Origin of the sequence: Paludibacter propionicigenes WB4, from assembly GCF_000183135.1 — a bacterium.
Lineage (GTDB): Bacteria > Bacteroidota > Bacteroidia > Bacteroidales > Paludibacteraceae > Paludibacter > Paludibacter propionicigenes.
Genome location: NC_014734.1, coordinates 1,796,051 through 1,817,536 on the forward strand (window position 1 = coordinate 1,796,051; position 21,486 = coordinate 1,817,536).

At 39.2% G+C, this 21,486-nt stretch carries 24 protein-coding genes; 7 read left to right on the plus strand and 17 right to left on the minus strand.

Features of this window, described 5'->3' with window-relative positions; genetic code table 11:
- Window positions 1-20: 20 nt before the first annotated feature.
- From PALPR_RS07560 to aroB, 5 genes are all read right to left on the minus strand, one after another.
- Window positions 21-671 (minus strand): WbqC family protein, encoded by a 651-nt coding sequence (locus PALPR_RS07560; protein ID WP_013445027.1) that lies wholly within the window; start codon window positions 669-671, stop codon window positions 21-23.
- Window positions 658-2,079 (minus strand): signal peptidase I, encoded by a 1,422-nt coding sequence (lepB, locus tag PALPR_RS07565; RefSeq protein ID WP_013445028.1) that lies wholly within the window; start codon window positions 2,077-2,079, stop codon window positions 658-660. Before lepB ends, PALPR_RS07560 begins: the two co-directional genes overlap by 14 nt.
- 26 nt (window positions 2,080-2,105) lie before the next feature.
- Window positions 2,106-2,822, minus strand: a complete 717-nt coding sequence (dapB, locus tag PALPR_RS07570) for a 4-hydroxy-tetrahydrodipicolinate reductase (RefSeq protein ID WP_013445029.1) — start codon at window positions 2,820-2,822, stop codon at window positions 2,106-2,108.
- An 83-nt stretch (window positions 2,823-2,905) separates the two neighbouring features.
- On the minus strand, window positions 2,906-3,265 hold the full coding sequence (locus PALPR_RS07575; protein WP_013445030.1) for a CoA-binding protein: 360 nt from the start codon (window positions 3,263-3,265) through the stop codon (window positions 2,906-2,908).
- A 28-nt stretch (window positions 3,266-3,293) separates the two neighbouring features.
- Complete coding sequence (gene aroB / locus PALPR_RS07580) at window positions 3,294-4,346, minus strand: 3-dehydroquinate synthase (protein ID WP_013445031.1); 1,053 nt, start codon at window positions 4,344-4,346, stop codon at window positions 3,294-3,296.
- Window positions 4,347-4,527: 181 nt separating this feature from the next.
- Between aroB and PALPR_RS07585 the strand changes: the two genes are divergently transcribed.
- From PALPR_RS07585 to PALPR_RS07610, 6 genes are all read left to right on the plus strand, one after another.
- Window positions 4,528-4,821: an ArsR/SmtB family transcription factor gene (locus PALPR_RS07585; RefSeq protein WP_148226444.1), complete on the plus strand. Its 294-nt coding sequence runs from the start codon at window positions 4,528-4,530 to the stop codon at window positions 4,819-4,821.
- Between the two features lie 18 nt (window positions 4,822-4,839).
- Window positions 4,840-5,046: a DUF6132 family protein gene (locus PALPR_RS07590; RefSeq protein WP_041620330.1), complete on the plus strand. Its 207-nt coding sequence runs from the start codon at window positions 4,840-4,842 to the stop codon at window positions 5,044-5,046.
- Window positions 5,047-5,108: 62 nt separating this feature from the next.
- Entirely contained in the window at window positions 5,109-5,585 is a 477-nt protein-coding gene (gene trxA / locus PALPR_RS07595) for a thioredoxin (protein ID WP_013445034.1), read from the plus strand.
- Between the two features lie 189 nt (window positions 5,586-5,774).
- Entirely contained in the window at window positions 5,775-6,152 is a 378-nt protein-coding gene (locus tag PALPR_RS07600; protein ID WP_013445035.1) for a hypothetical protein, read from the plus strand.
- Window positions 6,153-6,168: 16 nt separating this feature from the next.
- The gene (locus tag PALPR_RS07605; protein ID WP_013445036.1) at window positions 6,169-6,417 is read left to right on the plus strand and encodes a hypothetical protein; all 249 of its coding nucleotides are present in this window, start codon (window positions 6,169-6,171) and stop codon (window positions 6,415-6,417) included.
- Between the two features lie 190 nt (window positions 6,418-6,607).
- Complete coding sequence (locus PALPR_RS07610; RefSeq protein WP_013445037.1) at window positions 6,608-7,189, plus strand: cell envelope integrity protein TolA; 582 nt, start codon at window positions 6,608-6,610, stop codon at window positions 7,187-7,189.
- A gap of 76 nt (window positions 7,190-7,265) precedes the next feature.
- On the opposite strand, the gene PALPR_RS07615 is transcribed toward PALPR_RS07610, so the two are convergent.
- The 4 genes from PALPR_RS07615 to PALPR_RS07630 all read right to left on the minus strand — a co-directional run bounded on the left by PALPR_RS07615 (window position 7,266) and on the right by PALPR_RS07630 (window position 11,268).
- Window positions 7,266-8,324 carry a bifunctional 3-deoxy-7-phosphoheptulonate synthase/chorismate mutase type II gene (locus tag PALPR_RS07615; protein ID WP_013445038.1) on the minus strand — a complete coding sequence of 353 codons (1,059 nt, stop codon included), beginning with the start codon at window positions 8,322-8,324 and terminating at the stop codon, window positions 7,266-7,268.
- A 112-nt stretch (window positions 8,325-8,436) separates the two neighbouring features.
- A complete protein-coding gene (locus tag PALPR_RS07620) occupies window positions 8,437-9,618 on the minus strand; it encodes a pyridoxal phosphate-dependent aminotransferase (protein ID WP_013445039.1) in 1,182 nt (393 codons plus the stop codon).
- A 19-nt stretch (window positions 9,619-9,637) separates the two neighbouring features.
- Window positions 9,638-10,483 carry a prephenate dehydratase gene (locus PALPR_RS07625; RefSeq protein ID WP_041620799.1) on the minus strand — a complete coding sequence of 282 codons (846 nt, stop codon included), beginning with the start codon at window positions 10,481-10,483 and terminating at the stop codon, window positions 9,638-9,640.
- 284 nt (window positions 10,484-10,767) lie between these two features.
- Window positions 10,768-11,268: a methylated-DNA--[protein]-cysteine S-methyltransferase gene (locus tag PALPR_RS07630; protein ID WP_013445042.1), complete on the minus strand. Its 501-nt coding sequence runs from the start codon at window positions 11,266-11,268 to the stop codon at window positions 10,768-10,770.
- A 262-nt stretch (window positions 11,269-11,530) separates the two neighbouring features.
- Here PALPR_RS07630 and PALPR_RS07635 point away from each other — a divergent pair, with 262 nt between their 5' ends.
- Window positions 11,531-12,397, plus strand: a complete 867-nt coding sequence (locus PALPR_RS07635; RefSeq protein ID WP_013445043.1) for a hypothetical protein — start codon at window positions 11,531-11,533, stop codon at window positions 12,395-12,397.
- A gap of 14 nt (window positions 12,398-12,411) precedes the next feature.
- Here the strand turns inward: PALPR_RS07635 and PALPR_RS07640 are convergent, their stop codons facing one another.
- From PALPR_RS07640 to PALPR_RS07675, 8 genes are all read right to left on the minus strand, one after another.
- A complete protein-coding gene (locus PALPR_RS07640; protein WP_013445044.1) occupies window positions 12,412-13,473 on the minus strand; it encodes an AMP-binding protein in 1,062 nt (353 codons plus the stop codon).
- Window positions 13,473-14,510: an o-succinylbenzoate synthase gene (locus PALPR_RS07645; protein ID WP_013445045.1), complete on the minus strand. Its 1,038-nt coding sequence runs from the start codon at window positions 14,508-14,510 to the stop codon at window positions 13,473-13,475. Before PALPR_RS07645 ends, PALPR_RS07640 begins: the two co-directional genes overlap by 1 nt.
- Window positions 14,511-14,763: 253 nt before the next feature.
- Window positions 14,764-15,660 (minus strand): 1,4-dihydroxy-2-naphthoate polyprenyltransferase, encoded by an 897-nt coding sequence (locus tag PALPR_RS07650; protein WP_013445046.1) that lies wholly within the window; start codon window positions 15,658-15,660, stop codon window positions 14,764-14,766.
- A gap of 113 nt (window positions 15,661-15,773) precedes the next feature.
- Complete coding sequence (gene menB / locus PALPR_RS07655) at window positions 15,774-16,589, minus strand: 1,4-dihydroxy-2-naphthoyl-CoA synthase (RefSeq protein WP_013445047.1); 816 nt, start codon at window positions 16,587-16,589, stop codon at window positions 15,774-15,776.
- Between the two features lie 186 nt (window positions 16,590-16,775).
- On the minus strand, window positions 16,776-18,467 hold the full coding sequence (menD, locus tag PALPR_RS07660; protein WP_013445048.1) for a 2-succinyl-5-enolpyruvyl-6-hydroxy-3-cyclohexene-1-carboxylic-acid synthase: 1,692 nt from the start codon (window positions 18,465-18,467) through the stop codon (window positions 16,776-16,778).
- A 46-nt stretch (window positions 18,468-18,513) separates the two neighbouring features.
- Window positions 18,514-19,656, minus strand: a complete 1,143-nt coding sequence (locus tag PALPR_RS07665) for an isochorismate synthase (RefSeq protein ID WP_013445049.1) — start codon at window positions 19,654-19,656, stop codon at window positions 18,514-18,516.
- A gap of 1 nt (window position 19,657) precedes the next feature.
- Window positions 19,658-20,047: a PaaI family thioesterase gene (locus PALPR_RS07670; RefSeq protein ID WP_216086318.1), complete on the minus strand. Its 390-nt coding sequence runs from the start codon at window positions 20,045-20,047 to the stop codon at window positions 19,658-19,660.
- 249 nt (window positions 20,048-20,296) lie between these two features.
- Window positions 20,297-21,157 carry a phosphatase PAP2 family protein gene (locus PALPR_RS07675; RefSeq protein WP_171805030.1) on the minus strand — a complete coding sequence of 287 codons (861 nt, stop codon included), beginning with the start codon at window positions 21,155-21,157 and terminating at the stop codon, window positions 20,297-20,299.
- Between the last annotated feature and the right edge of the window lie 329 nt (window positions 21,158-21,486).

Below are 21,486 nucleotides of genomic sequence, written 5' to 3' on the forward strand. Positions count from 1 at the left end.
GTAGTTTGTTATATTGTTCTTTATTTTATCAACGTAAGTATTGACTCATTACCCATATTGAAAAGCAAATCTATAATGCTCAGATTAGGCAAAAAACCATTTTTTTTCTCAAAAACCTGATAATACGGATTATGATTTTCTATCAGATTTGCTTTTTTCGGGTGAATACTGTCCCGTAAATCCTGAATGCCTACCAAATCCGGTTGATACTCGTCCGTAAACCGAATCACCGGATTTATATCAAGCAATTCAAGCAGTTTAGTCTGTAGTTCCAGATTCAAGTCCCACAAAAAAGTCCACCTTTTCTCATAAAAAGGGAGTAAATCATCTTTGTAGTATTCAAAGAAAGGAGTCGATCTGTAGGCAGATTCTATGGACTTCCAATGATTCATCTGCCAATCAGCATGCTCCGAAATTCGGATATCACGTATTGTAGCTTTTGCCTTATCCGTTTTTTCAACCGGAATACTTAAAGCCATCAATCCGTTTGCCGCAGCTATATGGCAACGATTTCTGTATGTTTGTTTTATATAATAATCGCAACATTCCAAATAAACCATTTCTGCCTTAGCAAGAGCTGCATAATACTCCACCGGAGCCAGGTATGCCGAAGACAAACAAACTCTTAAGTCCCCTTGAGAAGATTCAGGGGTCGTATTATCGTTCAGCATTTTTAAAGAATCTATTCCAACGGATTTTTCCGCTAAACCAACCCTTATCTTTATCCAAAGATAACCATACCATCACCGGACGACCTACAATATGATCCTCAGGCACAAAGCCCCAGTAACGTGAATCTGCCGAATTATGGCGATTATCTCCCATCATCCAATAATAATCCATTTTAAACGTGTAGGTTTTTGTTGGTTTCCCGTTCAAATAATACACGCCATCTTTCACTTCCAGTTTATTATTTTCATACACCCGGATAGCTCGTTCGTAAATTGGGAAATTGTATGAATTCAAAGCAAGTGTAGCTCCCTTTTTCGGCATCCAAATTGGTCCGTAATTATCGCGCGTCCAGGTTTTATGCCCTCCCAACGGGAACACATCAAACACTTTTGACTGCTCAATTTTTATTTTAGTTACACCGGTAATCTTTTTTAGTTTATCGTAGGTCTCCTCATTCAAAGGTAAACGATAAATCGGGAACTTAGGATCAAATCCTGAATCTACAATTTGATATTGAGCCTGCTCTGCTAATTGCTGATTTGGTTGAGGATCAGTCAACAGGCTACGGTCATCAACACTTATATTTAATTTATCAAACAAATCAGCTGTAAGTCGGGTTCCATCCGTCTGAACATAATAATTAAACTGAATACCCGGTATTTTCGCTTGTTTCTGTCCGTTTACATAAATCTGATTGTCTTTTATCTGGAGCCAATCACCCGCAATAGCAACGCAACGTTTCACAAAGTTCTCACGACGATCAACCGGACGATAAACAATATCTCCAAAAATATCTTTTCTTGAATTTACCATATCACGACCATAACCATAACAAGACGTGTAATAATCAGGATTGGTTACCTTCAAAGTTACTGTATCTCCAGCCGGGAAATTAAACACCACGATATCATCACGTTTAACGCTATCAAAGCCTTTCAGTCTGTGATATTCCCATTGTGGTTTTTCAATAAAAGATTTACAATTCAATAATGGGAAAGTATGCTGAACCAATGGAAACGAAAGCGGAGTATTAGGAACACGTGGTCCGTAACTAGCCTTGCTCACAAACAAAAAATCGCCAACCAACAAGCTCTTTTCCAACGAAGAACTTGGTATTTGATAATTTTGGAACAAATATGTGTTGATAAAATAGACTGCAACCAGTGCAAACACGATAGCATCTACCCAACCCATGATACCCAGCAAAGCCTTATTCTTTGTTTTTTTCCACCATGTCCAGGGAACGTAATGGCTAATGAAGGCATCAAAGATAAGCGGCAACAAGATAAGCCACCAAAAGTTACCAACCCAAACAATGAATAAAATGTAAATTAAGCTCCAAACGCTGCATTTAATCCATTGTTTCAGCGGTTGTTGAAAACGCGATGTTTGTTTGTCTGCACTCATTTTCTTTGAGATTTTAAATTTATAGATTAAAATTTCAGCATGTCACCCATACCAAGTAATCCTTTTTTGCCGGCTGTAAATTCAGCGGCAACTACAGCCCCTAACGCAAATCCTTCTCTGCTCTTAGCATCGTGGGTTATCTCTATTGAATCAACCTCCGACTCATAGCGAATTGTATGAATGCCCGGAACCTGTCCTTCACGAATTGATTTAATAGCCATTTCTTCCGGTTTGGTTTCCGTTTCTTTTACCCAACCGGTTTTTCTGTTCAGATTCTCTAAAATACCATCGGCCAGTGTAATAGCAGTTCCACTAGGCGCATCAAGCTTTTGAGTGTGATGTACTTCAGTCATTTCTACATTATAATTCGGGAACTGATTCATTATAGCTGCAAGATATTTATTCACCGCCATAAAAATATTCACCCCTAAGCTAAAGTTTGAAGACCAAAACAAAGTCTTCCCTGTTTCGTCAATTTCTTTTTTAAGTGCAGGCAATTCGTCCGTCCAACCTGTAGTGCCCGACACCACCGCAACACCTGCTGCAAAAGCTCTGCGATAATTGCTTAAAGCCACTTTTGGCACTGTGAATTCAATGGCAACATCGGCACTTTTAAATGCATCCGATTCAAAATCATCCAAATTATCAATATCTATGACCGACACTATCTCGTGCCCACGTTCCAATGCAATTCGCTCGATGGTTTTACCCATCTTTCCATATCCAATTAATGCTATTTTCATCAAATTATTAGTTTCTGAAGCCTCGTCCTACCATTGAGGTAGACTCAGCAAACAAGCTTTTGTTTTATTCTATTCGCCGGTTTTTAGTATTGCCCTGTTTTAAGCATCACCAATGTACAAGCTTCTTCTACATGTATATCATTCTGAATCAGTAATTCTTCGAATTCAGGATTTTCTGTTCCGGGATTAAAAATAACTCGTCTCGGATTCAAAGAAACTACATACTTGTAATACTCCGGCTGAAATTTGTCAGAAATATACAAGGTTACGGTATCAATATCTTCAAAATCCTTTTTCTGAGTTTCTATCTTTTTACCAAAAATCACATCCGGTTTCCTGCCTATTAACTCAATTTCATGTCCGTAAGCCAGTAGTTCCTGAGCAGCAAGGTATGAATATCGCCCGGTATCGCTACTAGCTCCAATGATCAAAGTTTTACCCATATCTATTTATTGTAATTCTAATCAGAGTTTATCCCTCTCTAAAAAAATCAAAACACTCAAATATTTCGTCCTTTGTGGCTGTCTGATTGATTCGAATTTCACCAATATCAGCCAGCAGTGTAAAATTAATCTCTTTCGAATCGTTCTTTTTGTCGTGCGTCATCAGTTCAAAAAGCGATTCGTAGTCATTGCAACTGAATTCAAAAGTTCCATAATACTCTTTCATCAAATACTTCAGTCGAAGCAAATCCTCTTTGGGAAAATTCAGCTTGATAAAAGATAAATAGAGTTCGCAAAGCAAGCCCCACATGATGGCATACCCGTGTAAAGCGGGTCTTTGCACCTTATACGACCAACTCTCAAAAGCATGACCAAATGTATGACCCAGATTTAATGCTTTTCGGATATTAGCCTCGTAAGGATCTTGCTCTACCACACGTTCTTTTATCCGTATGCTTCTATCCAGCAAGACCTTTAATTCGCTGAAATCAATTTTATCTAAATCATATTTCAATACATTATCCCATTCGGCACGTGTATCTATCAAAGCATGCTTCACCATTTCGGCATAGCCCGAACGCAGATTAGCATCGTCCAATGTCCTGAAAAAATCAATATTAATCAAAACAGTTTCGGCCGGAGCAAACACGCCAATTTCATTTTTCAATCCCTGAAAATTAATTCCGGTTTTTCCACCTGTTGCTGCATCAACGGCTCCCAGCAAGGTTGTTGAAACATTGATATAGCGCATTCCGCGCTTAAAAGTCGATGCTACAAATCCACCTATATCGGAAATTACACCTCCACCCAAATTTATAATCAGCGATTTTCGAGTAGCCCCGTTTTCGCTTAGGAACTTCCAAACAGCTACAGCTGAGTCGATATTTTTATTTTCATCACCACTAGGTATCGTTATTATATGACAATCTTTCAACTTAGTAGAATCCAGCACTAAAGGCAAACAAAATTTACGAGTATTGTCATCTGTCAGCACAAAAATACTGTCTGCACTTTGGACACCAATGGCTTGATCCAACTCCTGAATAAAATCCTCGCATATCTTTGTTATCGAATGACTCATCGTTTTATTTTTTAGCACACAAAGATACTTTTTTCTTTAAAATTTCCCGTAAAAATCTGTTGGAAACTACAGCTTTTTTTCTTCATTTTCATTTTGAATCATTTTTATGCTAATAATTCTAAATTTATTTCTAATATATGAATACATGTTCATATATTTGCATGAAATTATACAACAGAATATGAATTTAAATACAGAACACATGGATCAGGCTGCCTACATGCTTAAAGCAATTTCTCAGGGCACACGTTTATGCGTTATCTCATTATTGTCGGAAAGCGAGGAATTAACCGTCAGCCAGATGGTGGAGTTATTAAGCTGCGAACAATCATTGCTATCCCACCACCTTACCGACATGCGGGCCAAAGGAATTTTAAATTGCAGGAGAGATGGTAAGAACTGTTATTATTCGCTTAAAAACAAACAAATTGTGCAGATTATTGATTGTATTCAAACTTGCAACTGCCTTAAGTAAAACCAACAACAAAAACACATGAAACACTTACTAAAAAAGCACTTGCTCAAAATCATAGGTTTACTTGCAGGAGGAGCCGGAGGTTTTCTATACTATCACTTTGTGGGTTGTGCCAGTGGTACATGTCCGATAACCTCAAATCCGTACATAAGCGTGATCTATGGAGCACTAATGGGCTATTTATTATTTGACATGTTTAGAAAAAAAGAGCCTAAAACAAAATAAAACTGAAATCGAACAAAAGCATTTTCAGATATCAAAAGTCCACAAATCTAAAAGAAAAAAATATGAGGAAAATTATTTATGCAAGCCTAATGTCTATGGTTATACTCTCGTCTTGCGCACAAACAAACAAAGAAAAGAAAACAGAACAAACGAATCAATCAAAAGAAACAAAAAAAATGGGAACAATTCATCTAACCAAAGCAGAATTTTTATCTAAAGTGGTCAACTACGAAAAAAATCCAACCGAGTGGAAGTATCTGGGTGACAAGCCGTGCATAATAGACTTTTATGCATCGTGGTGCGGACCCTGCAAAACTATCGCCCCAATTCTTGAAGATTTGGCAAAGGAGTATGATGGCCAGATTTATATTTACAAAATAAACACAGAGGAAGAACAAGAACTAGCAGCAGCTTTCGGCATAAGAAGCATACCTACGATATTATTTTGTCCTATGAAAGGCGCTCCACAGATGGCTCAGGGTGCTCTACCCAAAGAATCATTTAAGGAAGCTATCACAAAGGTTTTATTGGAAAAATAATATAACACTAACTCATAATAGACAGTGAATCAATCACCCTTAATGCATCATTCATATTACTTTTTTAAAAAGCTATTTTTGTTAATAAACACAAATTAGAATTGGAGAATTAAACCTATAAGAATTCCGACAGTCAAATGAGTGTATTTCAAAAAATAAAACGTATAATATCACTTAAAAAAAAGTAACATGAAAAAGTATTTAAAATTAGCGTTAGCTTCCGTATTCTTCTTTAGTATGACAGCTATGGCACAAGGTCCACAAGGAGGCTTTGGCGGAGGCATGAGACAACAGCCACCAAAAGAAAGAGCAGAAGCAATGGCAAAAGACTTAAGTTTGACTGATGCTGAGAAAGCTAAGGTTCAGGAAGTTTTTGAAAAAAACGACGAAAAAATGACGAAGTTCAGAACTGAAGTATCTAGAGACAGTCCTGATTTCAGAGAAAAATTTCAAGCTCTCCGTGACGCTCAAAATGCAGATTTAATTGCAGTTATTGGAAAAGAAAAATTTGAAACTTACCAAAAACTACAAGCAGAACGTCGTCAGAGAATGATGAACAATAATTAAATAGGAGGATTAAGGTATGAAAAAGGTTAGTGTTTTAGTTTTAGTTATTTTATTCACAATAAGTTTATCCGGTGTAGCTCAGAACAGAATGCCTCATCTAAACTTCCGTGGAGAAAGAAAGGAATTTAAGCATGTTGTTAGATTCATGTTTAATTCTGAAAGAGCCACTAGAATGGCAAAATGGCTTGAGGAGTCTAAGTATGCAAATGCTCTTTTACAGAAAAATGAAGAGAAAATGCTCCAGGAACTTGATTTAGTGAAATAAATCAGCCAACTAAAGGCTTGTACAAAAAAGAGGATACCCAAGACAATTGAGCATCCTCTTTTTGTGTATATACCTCATTATTAGTTAATTAATCTGAAAAACACACACTGAATTTAAACCGCATTAAAGCTGTCCAGTCAAAGAAACAAGAATTAGGTACTAGTTCACAATTAATTAAAACATTACAGTTATGAAAAAGTATGCAATGGTAGTTATGACTACAATGTTAATGGTTGGATTTACAACTATGGCACAAAACCGCCCTCCAGTTAAAAACATGAGAGGTGAGAGAACTGAACTAAAAACACAAAAAAGAGAAATGGCAACTCCTGAGAAACGAGCAGAGAGACTGGCCAAGGAATTGGAGTTAAACTCAACTCAGACAAGTGATCTTAAAGTGTTTTTTGAAAAGCAAGACGCAAAACGCCATGAAGAGATGGAAAATCTGAAAAAGCTAAGAGCAGAAATGAAAGCAAAAAAAGAAGCCGAGCGTAAAACAGATGATGCTGCCTTAGCTAAAATACTGGGACCAGAAAAGTTTCATCAGTTTGAGCTAAAGCGTGCCGAAAGAATTGGTGTCATGAAAGGAAGAATGATGGGAAGAATGCACGCCGGTAATGGACATATCGGTGAAGGCAGAGACAGATTTCATCGGAGTTTAGCTCCTCAGGGTAACTTTTTAAAGAGAGACTCATTAAGAAGAAATTTTTCTCCAAAAAGTCATCAAAATAATAACGACGCCCCGAAACCACAATCGGACGAAAAGAAATAATTGCAGATAAACTAATAAACGCCCATAAACTCAGTTGAGTTTTTGGGCGTTTATTGTGAAAATACGGATGTCACTCCTACTTCATTATTTCCTGTTGATGTCTTACCGATTCCTCGTGAATTGCAACTAAAACAGTTTTCATAAACTCACCATCCATACCCATTTCGACAGCCTGAGAAATACGATTTTGTAATATTTCATCGTACCGTTGTGCCTGCAAAATAGGCATATTATGCTCCTTTTTATACAACCCAATTTCGTCAGACACTCTCATTCGTCTAGCCAGCAATTCGAGCAAGCTATTGTCCAATTCATCAATCTGGCGACGCAACGCTGTCAAACTTTCAGTAGATTGACTCATATCACGAATCACCAAAGTGTTCAGTATAAAATCAAGGACATCGGGCGTAACCTGCTGTGCGGCATCGCTCCATGCTTTGTCCGGATGACAATGTGATTCAACGATCAAACCATCAAAATTCAAATCCATAGCCTGCTGACATAGTGGCGCTATCAACTCACGCTTTCCACCGATATGACTTGGATCGCAAACTATCGGCAAGTTAGGCAAACGACGATGTAATTCGATAGGAATATGCCATTGCGGTAAATTGCGGTAAATTTTCTTATCGTAAGTACTAAATCCGCGATGTATAGCCCCAATACGACGAATACCTGCATTATAAACACGTTCGATAGCTCCAATCCACAAATCCAAATCAGGATTAACGGGATTTTTAATCAATACAGGAATATCTATACCTTCCAAAGCATCTGCTATTTCCTGAACAGCAAAAGGATTAGCCGATGTTCGTGCACCGATCCAGAGTATGTCAACATCGTTAGCCAAACACTCGCGCACATGCTTAGCAGTGGCAACTTCTACAGCTGTATACATTCCAAGTTCAGATTGTACACGCTTAAGCCATGGCAGACCCTCAGCTCCTATTCCTTCAAAACCTCCCGGCTTCGTACGCGGTTTCCATATACCGGCACGAAAGATTTTGATACCGCGGGCAGATAATCCACGGGCGGTTTCCATTACTTGTTCTTCTGTTTCGGCACTACATGGTCCGGCTATAACGAGCGGACGCTTAGCATCTACTCCTGGTAATAAAATTGATTCTAATTCCATAATTTTTCAGTAAATAGCTATCAGTGAACATCTATCGATCACAACAACCATTATTTTTATTGTTCTATATTATATTTCTGATTGAATTTTAATTATCCGCAAAGTCATCTGTTCATTGTTGACCGGCAATCGATAACTGCTTAATACGCTCGAGTGCATCGCCCAGCATTTTATCATTAGCACAAAGTGACAAACGCACATATCTGTTTCCTTTATCTCCAAAAATGAATCCCGGTGTGATGAACACCTTCGATTCGTACAGCACTTTATCGGCAAGCTCGCCACTGTCTTTATACTTTGCTGGTATTTTCCCCCACAGAAACATTCCCACCTGTTTGCTATCGAATGTACACCCAAGCGTTTTCAGAATTTCTTCGGCCAACTGCCGACGGTTACTGTAAAGTTCGATATTCATTTTTGTGTGCCACTCTTCGGAGTTATTCAAAGCCGCAACGGCTGCCACTTGCATAGGTTTAAATTGCCCGCTGTCAATATTGCTTTTCACTTTCAATACCCACTGCACAAACTGTGGGTTTGAAGCCAGCACTCCCATACGCCAACCGGGCATATTGTGCGATTTGCTCATCGAATTCAACTCAATACAAATATCTTTGGCTCCCGGCACCTGAAGAATACTCAATCTGTTTTCATTCAGAATAAAACTGTAGGGATTATCGTTACAAATAACGATTCCATGCTTCTTACCAAATGCAACTAACTTTTCAAATAATTCGGGCGTGGCACTTGCACCCGTAGGCATATTCGGATAATTGACCCACATAAGCTTTACGTTTGACAAGTCCATCTTTTCTAAAGCCTCAAAATCGGGTTGCCAATTATTATCTTCATCCAAATCATACGTCAACACCTTTGCCTGTACCAGGTTACTTACAGAAGAGTAAGTCGGATAGCCCGGATTAGGCACCAACACACCATCGCCGGGATTCAAGAAAGCCAATGAAATATGCAGAATACCTTCTTTTGAGCCAATAAGCGGCTGGACTTCATTTGCCGGATTTAATTCTACCGAAAACCACTTTTTGTACCACTCGGCAAAGGCATTACGCAATTCGGGAATTCCCACATAAGGTTGATATCCGTGTGCTTTATCATCTGTAGCTGACTGGCACAAAGCTTCAATTGTTTCAGCAGATGGTGGTAAATCCGGACTACCAATTCCCAAACTAATCACATTCATGCCTTTAGCATTCATTTCGGCAATTTCCTTCAGTTTGGTTGAGAAATAGTATTCAGTTATTGAACTTAAACGTTCAGCAGGTATAATTGGTTTCATTGTAGTGATAGTTTATTAATTAAACCTCCGGTGTAATACCTTCGGGATATTCTCCTAATGTTCTTAATTCGTTTATCAAAGGCTTTATAGCTACCAAAGATTGTTTGTAGCGCTCCAGGTCATCAAACTTAAAATCTACATAAAACTGGTATTCCCATTCGCGACCGATAATCGGCAAAGACTGAATCTTTGTAAGATTAATTCCATAAAACGAGAATACTGACAAAACTTTGGCCAAGCTACCTTCGGCGTGAGGTAAGGTGAATACAATAGAAGCTTTATTTATGACTTCATCTTTTTGTATATCCTCTACTGCCCAGTCATTTCCAAAGATAAGAAAGCGCGTAAAATTATGTTTGTTTGTTTCAATACCTTTTGCCAGAATGTTCAATCCATAAATTTCAGCTGCGCGCTCACTACAGATGGCAGCATTCCCTATCAGATTTTTATTCTGTATATCTCTGGCGGCCAATGCTGTATCTTCGTGCTCTACCACTTTGACACCGGGCAGAGTTTCTAAAAAATTTCCGCACTGCATTAAAGCAATAGGGTGAGATTGAACTTCTTTAATTTCATGAATAGTCTGCCCTGGCAAAGCCGCAAAACAATGAGAAATGCGTAATTTATACTCTCCTGCAATATGTAGTTTGTGCTCCTTGAGTAATTCATAGTTCTGTAGAAGACTTCCGGCAATCGTATTCTCAATAGCCATTATGCCAATAATATTTGAGTCTTTTTTGATGGCTGAAAAAATATCCCGAAAAGTGACACATGGAATTATGTCCACATCTTCGCCTGCAAAAAAGTTTTCTGCTGCAATTCCATGATACGCACCCAGTCCACCTTGAATAGCTACTCGTTTCATAATTGATCGTTCGTTGTTGATAATAAAAAAATCCTGCTCATTATTGAGCAGGATTTTCATGTATTCTTATTTATAGATTGTTTTTACATAATAATATCCTGCTCTCACCTATTAAAGTAAAAGTAAAAATAAAAATATGTAAAAAATCGGTTTACCATAATGATTGTCTCTTTTTTCTTAGACGCAGCAAAAGTAATATTATTTTTTAATTATACAACCAAACTGTTACAAAAAAGTTCGGAAAAATTTCAATTTTGAATTCAAGATTCTTAAAACTGGCTTTATCATGATTTACTTTCCCAACTGAGCATCTCTCTCTTACATTCCAACCCCCAGCGAAAACCTCCGAGTCCGCCATCAGTACGGATAACACGATGACAAGGAATCAGAAAAGCAATCGGATTTGCACCAATGGCAGTTCCTACCGCTCTCACAGCTTTAGGTCGTCCTATGGCTTCGGCAATCTGAGCATAGGTTCTGGTTTCTCCTTTGGGAATACGCTGCAAAGCATGCCAAATAGATAGCTGAAATTCAGTACCAATGGGGTTTAAAAGAGGACTTTCTCCCTTTTCAAATATCTGACGAACAAAGCGTGCAACTCTCTCGTCGTTTTGTTTGAAATCGGTTTGTGGAAATCGATTATCCAGATCGGCATAAGCACCTTCTCTGCTTTCGGGAAAAGTAAGGGCGCAGATTCCATCATCCGAAAATGCAATGCAACATTCGCCAAAAGGAGTATTGGCAAAACCAAAGGAAGGATTTGATTGTGGAGGTAATTGTCTCATTTGATAATGATTTTGTATAAAAAAATGAATGCAGCCACATTTAGGATAAATAATTGTAAAATACCGGATATCCGTTAATTACTTCCAGAAAGTCAACTACTTTTGTGACAAAATTACGCATAAAAACGTTTTTTGGTTCCGAAAACCCCAAAAATAAATTTTGAGAGCAATATTTCTCCTGTTTCGGGAACATTCAGCATTAAAGAAAACATCATCAAGCATCTATTGTTCGCAACAATCACACCATTATTGTCAGAAGAAAATGAAGAAAATATTTCAATTAATCCTAGTTGGGATTCTAAGCATACAAACAGGTGCATTTGCACAAGTGAGTTTTTCAAAATGGCAAACTCAACCTATAGTTATCGATGGTGATGGCTCGGATTGGGTAACAATTCCCCGCTTCTTTAATGCATCGTCGAATGTAAAATATGAATTCAGGAATGATGCTGAAAATCTGTATATAATTATTAGCCCTGCTGATAGAAATACTCAGTTGCAACTCAGTGCTGCAGGTTTCAACATAAAGCTTAAACTAAGAACTTCTACACCGGAGAGATTTAGTATAATGTTTCAAGCTCCGAAAATGGGCATGATGCCACCTCCACAAATAAATCAGGATAAATTGGTTGAAAAAACGATCCTAAATTCAGAATCTATGTCGAAAGATACTGCTACCGTGGAAGGTTTCCTGTTTACTAAAGGAAAAATAGTTTCAGAAAATACAGATGAAAAAAGTATTTCATTTGCTCACAGTAAACAGGCAAGTAATTCAGGCGTTTATGAGATCCGCATTCCACTCAGGGAAATATATGGAAACGGTTTTAAACTGGAAACAGTCAGCGCTACTCCTGTTCAGCTTCAAGTAAACATCAATGAATTATCTCAAAAAGGGATGAAAAAAATGACAAGCAGAATGGCTGGTGGAATGCATGGTGGAGGAAGAGGAATGAGAGGCGGCGGTCGCGGAATGGGTGGTGATAGAGAAATGGAAGGTGGAATGCATGGTGAAACAGAAGGTAGAGAAGACGAAGAACGCTCTCAGATGCAAGCACAAGGAATGGGCAATATGGCTGCTTTTGAAAAGAAATCATTTAGCATAGATTTTCAATTATCTAACGGAAAATGATGATTAACGGTTAATCATTTACACTCATCCAGCGTTTCTTTTCGCAGCACTTTATTGCCGGAAGAATAGACAAATCGGGGGATATAAAAGATTTGTTTGGGGAGTTCGTACTTACCAAGGAGATTTTCCAGTTGAGATTTTAATAGCTCCTCCTGCTCCGGGCTGTATGTTTCAGACTCAATGACTAAAACGACTTTATTCTCCAACACTTCGTCGGGAACAGACGAAATAAAATAACCAAAGGGAATGATCCCCTCCAGTTTTTTCTCTACTTGTTCGGGATGAATTTTAATTCCACCGGAATTAATGGCCGAATCGGCACGCCCCAACCAATGAAAAGAATCCCTGCCAATCAGCTCCACCACATCATTGGTTTGAATCTCGTCAGTCAACAAATGGGGTGCTTTGATAACCAGACATCCCCGCTCATCTAGTCGGATGCTGATTCCGTCCAGTATAGTAAAACAATCGGATTTATCATTTCCATTAAACTGCCGCAAAGCAATGTGCGAACAGGTTTCGGTCATGCCATAGGTTTCATACAGTTCGGAAGGGATGTTTTTCGATAGCTGTTCCAACTTGCTCGTCACCGGACTACCGCCAACAATGATTTTGTGAACCGATGCTTTTCGAAGACTTTCAGCCGAATGAAAGAGCTGATAAGGCGTGATGGCGGTAAAATCAACGAAAGTACGCAGGTTTTCAAACGGATTAGCCGACGGCTCAACCGCAACCAGATTAAAACAGCCCACCATAGCGCGTACCAACATCATTTTGCCCGCAATGTACGAAGCCGGGAGGCAAAGCAAGGCAACACACGAAGCATCCAGCCCAAAGAATTGATTGGTCATTCGGGCCGAATTCAGCATGCTTTGTTTGGGAAGTTGTATGCTTTTGGGTTTACCCGTAGAACCTGAAGTATGAGCCAGAATAAAATCGGAATCATCAAACCAGTTTTGCAGGAAATGATAAATAACATTGCGCCACGAATCTTCCGGTTCGTCGGTGAAATGAAGTTGCTCGAGATTGCTTCGGTTGTACAATGTTCCGTCCAAACGGATAGATTCGTTTCTCATCACAATAGCGGGTTTACATCCCAATCAGCCCCGGATTTATAAAACAGTTTAGCGTTTTCGATTGCCAAAGGCGAAGGGATATTATTATGATACAATTGTCCGGTTCCCAAACCTTGCGGAAGGTGCGAGTTCAGTGTATAAGTCCATTGTGCAATGGCATTCAGCCCGATATTAGCCTCCAATGCCGAAGTGATCCACCAGGCAATATTGTGCTTCTCAGCCAATCTGATCCAGTCTTCCGATTGACGGAATCCTCCAACCAGACTTGGCTTCAGGATAATATAGGCCGGTTTTATTTTTTCTAAGATAAATTCTTTATCGGCCGGCTTTACACCAATCAATTCTTCGTCCAACACAATGGGAATGGGTGATTGCCGGCAAAGCGTAGCCATAGCTTCAAACTGCTTTTGTTTGATGGGTTGTTCGATGGAATGAATGTGAAAAGCCGCCAGTTTCTCCAGTTTTTCCAATGCATCCGTGGGTGTAAAACCACCGTTTGCATCCAATCGCAACTCAATATCTTCGGGAGAAAACTGTTGACGAATACCGGAAATGATTTCCAGTTCCGTCTCAAAGTCGAGTGCTCCCACTTTCAGTTTTATGCAATGATACCCTGCCGCAATCTTTTCGCGGATTTGCTTTTGCATAAAGTTCTTGTCGCCCATCCACACCAAACCGTTGATAGGAATACCGGTTTCTCCCTGTGTAAATGCAGAAGGAAACAAACATTTAGAACCCCTGGCTTTTAAATCCAGCAAAGCCGTTTCCAGTCCGAAAGCAATGGAAGGGTACAACGTCAAATCTAACGCACCGGGATCAACACCTTCGTTCAACAGCCGACAAACTTCTTCCAACTTTTCTGAATAGGTTTCAACAGGATCAATACTCAGATTGGGAATGGTGGAACATTCGCCAATACCTGTAAAACCATCTTTCTCCAACAGCAGAAACGAAGACGGCTTATGCAACAAAACCCCACGGGAAGTTCCGGCGGGGAATTTAAACTGGAGATTGAGGGTGGTATGCCTAGCGAACATAAGTTGAATTGTTATTTGGCTTCGCCGATATTAATTGTTATTAGCCTTCGGCGATATTTAGCTTCGCTGATATTAATGGATATTAGCCTTCGGCGATATTAGTAGATATTAGCTTCGCTGATATTAGTTGTTATTTGGCTTCACGTTATTAATGGTTAGCTTCGCGATATTAATTGTTATTTGGCTTCGCCGAAGTTTAATATCGCCAAAGGCTAATATCAACGCAGTTTAATATCGTCCGAAGGACAAATATCTATAAAATTAGTCCGATTCCAAAAGTAACTGCAAACACCAGACTTGCCATAGACAAGCGAGGCAGTTCAGGATATAATTCCAGTGCATCCTTATAAGTAAAAACTTTTTTCAGGTTCAAAAATAAGATGGGAAACGAAAGTACAAACAACCACTGCCAAGCAGAATGATAATTCAACAGGGTATAGATCACAGCCAGTAAAGCTGCTCCAGCCACTAAAAACAAATGATAATAAGCTGCTTTCTTCACTCCCATCGCGACTACAATAGTTGTCTTTCCTGCATTTTTATCGGCTTCGTAATCGCGCATATTGTTCATGTTCAACACACCGGTACTTAAGAAACCAATGGCCGAAGCTGGCAATAAAATATCCCAACGAAACGATTGTGTATGCAAAAAATACGTCCCGATAACGCCTACCAATCCAAAGAAGATAAACACAAAGATATCCCCCAGTCCCCGATAGCCATACGGATTTTTACCAACGGTGTATTTAATGGCAGCAGCTATGGCAGCTAATCCCAATACACCAAAAATCAATAGATTCGTTATATCCATTCCGGCTGTTCCGATCAGAATAAGAGCTAAACCGGAAACCACACACAGAATGCCTATGACGATAATTCCCCGCAACATAATTTTGGGAGTTATCTCGCCCGACTGCACCATGCGTTTCGGGCCAATACGTTCGGCAGTGTCTTTACCATTGACAAAATCGCCGTAATCATTGGCCATGTTCGACATGATTTGCAACAAAACAGTTGTCAATGCCGCCAAACCAAACACCGACCAACGAAACCCATCATCGGAAGCTGCCAGGCAGGAACCGATAATAGTGTTTGCCAATGCCAATGGCAAAGTTTTTAAACGAAAAGCTTGTATCCAGGGTTTAATCATAAAAAATATATTTACCACTTAGGCACTAAGAACACGGAGTTGCACTAATATATTCTTCAATTCGAAATGTTCTGTGTGACTCTTTGTGAACTTAGTGCCTTAGTGGTTATAAATTACGGCATCTTTGGGTATTTCGAGAAATCAGGTTTGCGTTTTTGCAGGAAGGCATCTTTACCTTCGTGTGCTTCCTCGGTCATGTAGTACAACATGGTGGCATTACCTGCCAATTCCTGGATTCCGGCTTGTCCATCAAGTTCTGCATTCAATCCGGCTTTGATCATACGCAATGCCAACGGGCTGTGTTGCATCATTTGTTTACACCAGGCCACTGTTTCGTCTTCCAGTTTATCAAATGGTACAACAGTGTTCACCAGTCCCAACTCCAATGCTTCGGTAGCTGAGTATTGTTTGCAAAGGAACCAGATTTCACGGGCTTTCTTTTGTCCCACAACACGAGCCAGATAAGAAGAACCAAATCCGGCATCGAAACTTCCTACTTTCGGGCCTGTTTGTCCAAAGATGGCATTTTCGGAAGCGATTGACAAATCACAAACTACGTGTAATACATGTCCGCCACCAATAGCAAAACCATTTACCATAGCCACAACCGGTTTAGGCAGACTGCGAATCATCTTTTGCAAGTCAAGCACATTCAAACGTGGAATACCATCTTTACCAATGTATCCGCCGATTTGTTTTACATTAATGTCTCCCCCACTACAGAATGCCTTATCCCCTTCGCCGGTAAGAATCACAGTAGCTATGTCCTGACTATCTCGGCAAAAAACCATCGATTCAATGATTTCTTTAATGGTATCAGGCGTAAATGCATTACGATAACGCGGACGGTTAATCGTTATTTTTGCTATTCCTTCGAAATACTCGAATTTGATCTCTTCAAATTCTTTAATGGTTGTCCAGTTTCTCATATGACCCCAAACCCCTAAAGGGGCTAATTTATTAGTTAGTAATTTTATTTTTATGTACCCCTAACCCCTAAAGGGGAATAAGAGTAGTTAATATTGCGCTTTTAACCCCAAACCCCTAAAGAAGCTTTAAGACCTTTATAAATCCACCAATGTGACTTTCTAAAACAAAAGTAATCCAGTTCCCCTTTAGGGGTTAGGGGTCATCCTTATTATGTTCTTAAAATATCCTTTATAATTCTCTGTATTTAAATCGGCATCTGTAAAAATCTCAAGTACCGTTGCTTTATCTGCACTAAAAAGATTCTTCAGGCTTTCTTCCAAGTCCTCCGTTTTGTCACAACATCTATAATCCAATCCATATGCCTCAACCAACGATTTTATTTTCACCTGATGCGGCGTGGTGAAAAAGTCAAGACTTTTTTCCATCAATTGCTTGTCACCGATAAAGCGGAATATATTGCCACCGTTATTATTCATCACAATGATTTTGAAATTATCGCCGATATAATTATTCCACAGACCGTTAGAATCGTAAATAAACGACAGGTCACCGGTAAGGAAAACAGTTGGTTGCTTGGAAGCATAAGCATACCCAGCTGCAGTTGATAAACTGCCATCAATGCCTGAAGTTCCACGATTACATAAATAAGTCAAGTCGCTACGAGTTGGGAAAAGTTGCGTCCACCGAACCGAAGTACTGTTTGCCAAATGTAATACAGATCCGGCCGGTGTTTGTTTCAATAATTCAATCGTCACGGCCATATCCGACAAAGTCGCATCTTTTACAAACTCTTCGTGAAGCTTCTTTACCTGTTGCATTTCTGTTCGGTAAATGCCGCTGAAATTACTTGCTGTTTCTCCCAAGGGCAAAGCTGATAAAATATTCAAGGCTTTTCCGGGAATTATCGAAGTCAGGCTTTTGTAGGTATCAACATAAGGCATGGACGATTCTAGCTGCCATTGTTCCGCCGGCTGATGGGCACGAAGATATAGTTTCAACTGTTTGCAAATAACAGAATGACCAATAGTTATCAACAAATCAGGTGCAAACAGGTCTGTATTTTCTTTCGAATTTATTCTGGAAAATAAAGATTCCGGCTGCGTTATAATGTTATCACCACTAATGTTTGATAAATTTTCGCACAAAACCACCACATCCGGTTCATCTGCCAATTTGCGGGCAAGCGCGTTTAGCGTTTCATCTTTCGGAAAAACACCGAATACCACCAGCTTGCGTTTGTGGCTCAACCAACCAGCGCGTAAAGCCTGTACACTTTTATCGTTCAACAAAGTATCCGAAGCAAGCGTTTTGATGACTTTAGGCAGGCTATGTGTCTCTGGCAAAGCTGTGTAAATGGGTTCACGCAATGGCACATTAATCTGAACGGGACCTTGCGGATATAAAACCGCTGTATCAATTGCCTGTGAAACCTGACGATCAGAGAATTCTAAATCGGCCGAAACGATGGTTTCAACCGGCAAGTCAAAACTAGCTTTGATGTAATTGGCGTAGATATTGGTTTGTCTGATAGTTTGTCCATCGGCCTGATCAATCATTTCGGCAGGACGATCGGCAGTAAAAACAAGTAACGGTAGATTCTGATAATACGCCTCGGCAATGGCGGGTGCAAAGTTCAATACAGCCGTGCCCGAAGTACAAACCAAGGCTACAGCTTCGCCACTTTGTTGAGCGATTCCCAACGCAAAGTAAGCAGCCGAACGTTCGTCGGTTATGCTCAGACATTCCAGCTCCTGTTGAGCAGTAAACGCAAATATCAACGGAGCATTTCGCGATCCCGGTGCAATAATTACTTTCTTCACACCGTGACGTGCACAGATTTCCGGTATATTTTTAATTCCTTGTCTAAAATGAATCATTATCAATTCTACTATTTAGTCATTTACTACGAATGAAAGTTCCCCTTTAGGGGTTAGGGGTCTTCATCACATTCATCATCGTCATCATTTTATTATCAGTTTCCTCCCATTCTTTTTCGGCAACAGACGAAGTTGTAATACCTGCACCACTATAAAGAACAAACTGTTTTTCGAATAACTGCAAACAACGTAAGTTTACAAACACATGGCTTTTGTTCTCAATATTAATCGGACCCAGAAAGCCTGTATAATAACTGCGGTCGTGTTTTTCGTTAGCCAAAATAAACTCACGAGCCTCCGCTTTGGGTAAACCACCTACTGAAGGAGTTGGATGCAGTGCCTTCAGAAAATCACCTAAGCGGTTTTTCAAATCAGCGGTTGGAAATTCAAAAGCAGTTTTTAAATGAATCAGATTGGCTGCCTGATAATTCGTTGGCCCCGTCTTATCATAATTTCTTATATCAAGCGATTTGAGTGTCTGTTCCACAAAATTAGTCACAATGCCTTGCTCTTCCTTTTCTTTGTTGCTCCAACCGTACGATTCTATTTCTGCATCAGTAGACATTTGCGTTCCTGCAAGCGATACGGTTTTAACGCAATCGTTTTCAATAACCACCAATGGTTCCGGCGTTGCTCCTATCCAACTGCCGACCTCCGGAAGCTGAATCATATACACAAAAGCATGCGGATACTTGTCGCATAACTTCAGGAAAAAATCAGCCGCAATAAATTTGTCGTCCAACTTTTCCAATCGGATTTTGGATAATACCACTTTGTGAAATCTTCCTTCAGTCATTGCAGTTTTGGCCGCATTGACATTATTGATATATTCTGACGGAGCAGTGGTTTGAATATCTTTTTCTTTAAGTTTTTCAATTGACAAGAACCGGTTATTTTCCGATAGCTTTTGAATGTAAACAGCTTCAATCTGATCTGAAAAGAAAACACAATCGGGTTTAAGAAAATAGGTTCCATGTTTTGCAGTTTCATCAAATGGCGCCACGACAAAACCAATCTTTTTATCTAGATCTTGTGTGGAACTCAATTTCTCAGGGAAAGAATGATGCTGAACCAACGTTATTATTTCGTTGTCGAGTGGTAAACGATAAGAAGCAAAAGGAATATTTTGTTTCAAACAAACCGTTTGTAATTTACCAAGTGATTGATATGATGAGTTTTCAAAAGCCATTCTATTTTTCAGACTTAATTGGAATAATACGGTTGGTAAGGCGGCAGATAGAAATCAACTTGCCATTTTTGTCTTCAACCCGAATTTCCCATACGTGCGAGGTTTTCCCCTGATGCTGTATTGTTCCTGTTGCAATGACAAAGTCTCCCGAAGTAGCGCCAACATGACTTCCACTTATCTCAACGCCTAATACCGCATATTTTGTAGGATCGACCAAAGTCAGTGAACCGGCACTGCCAACAGACTCTGCCAAAGCCATAGTTGCGCCTCCGTGTAAACGTTTCATGGGTTGAATAGTTCGCTCGTCAATAGGCATTTTTGCCACAAGTCTACCTTCCGATACTTCGGTAAATTCAATTCCCAAATGCTCCATCATTGTGTTTTTACACATCTTATTGAGCTTTTCTAAATTAAAAGACTGTGGCATAGCTGACATTTTACAAGTAGGAATCCATTGATACAGGCATGCAAAGATAAGAAATTATCTAAACAACCAGTATTAAACCTGAATGGGAACTAAGGGATTTTTTCTTTTGCAGATTCTATTCAGAAATGGATATTCAGAAAATAACCTGGTTCTAATTATTTATACAAGGGGTGGAAAAGAGATGAGCTGTAAACTACCTTTATAATTGCGAAATCAATAATTCCTTATTTTCACACGTTCTTTGAGGAATACTGATGACAACTCCGAAATTCCCATATATTTACGGGTAAATTCTTTGTATACCTGACTTCCCAAAATGAAGAAAACTACGGATGTAGCCAAACCAGCCACAACGTCAATAAGGTAATGAGCCTGAATATAAACTGTTGCAGCAACCAAGGCCATATAAATTGGGAATAAGATAGAGAACAATAAATATCGACGATTTTTGAGAATCAATATCAGCACCAGAGTCGATATACCAACATGAGAGCTGGGGAAAGCAGCGGTTGGTCGTTCACCTACCTGCTGTGTATTCTGAACCAAATGAGAAAAGAAACCGGGATTCGTATTTTGGGATAATAATTCCTGATGTCTGTCGAAATAAAAGCCTACATGAGGAAAAACTCCAGATTGAGCCTGATCGAAACCTATTGCCTGAAAATAATACTGTGGTCCGGCAGTTGGAAACAAAATGTAGATGGTATAATAACAAAGAAAAGAAAAAAGCACTGTAAAAAAGAAGTATTCAAAATATTTTCTATCTTTGATATACAGATACATACTAGTACCAATAATTAAAGGATAATACGCAAAATAGCCCATATTTAGAAGCTCACAGAACCACCGCTGAGGATATAGCTGACTGAAAGCAATAGCAGGTTGAAATCCAAATATCTTTTGTTCAAGTCCGGCCAACAGATGATCGTAGTTAGGAATCATTCTGTTTATATCAAATGTTTCGGGATACCAATAAACAAGCAGTCCGCCCACAAATGCAAAACGAGAGAATCTTATGACCCACCAATTTTTTATTGAGTTGAGATAGGCTAATCCGAAAATAGCAAAAATCATTAAAACCCTAACACTTAAAAGTTTTCGGGCTACACTTAGTTCCGGCCTCAAAAAGAGAATTATCAGTGTAGTTATCAGTATATAAATAAACGTCAATTTTTCTACTGAAAAAAAACGTATTGAACGGCTATTAATCATTATTTATCAAACACTTATAGTATATTTGTGAAGTTAACTCAATATCAGATACTCTATTACCTCAAAGTCGTGGAAATCAGAGATTCCGCCAATCAAATACAATTAATCAACTAAAAAAACAACCTATTACACTAGCAATATGAAAGCTTTTTTACAGAAAATGATATTTCTTTAGCCTACAAAGATACGGC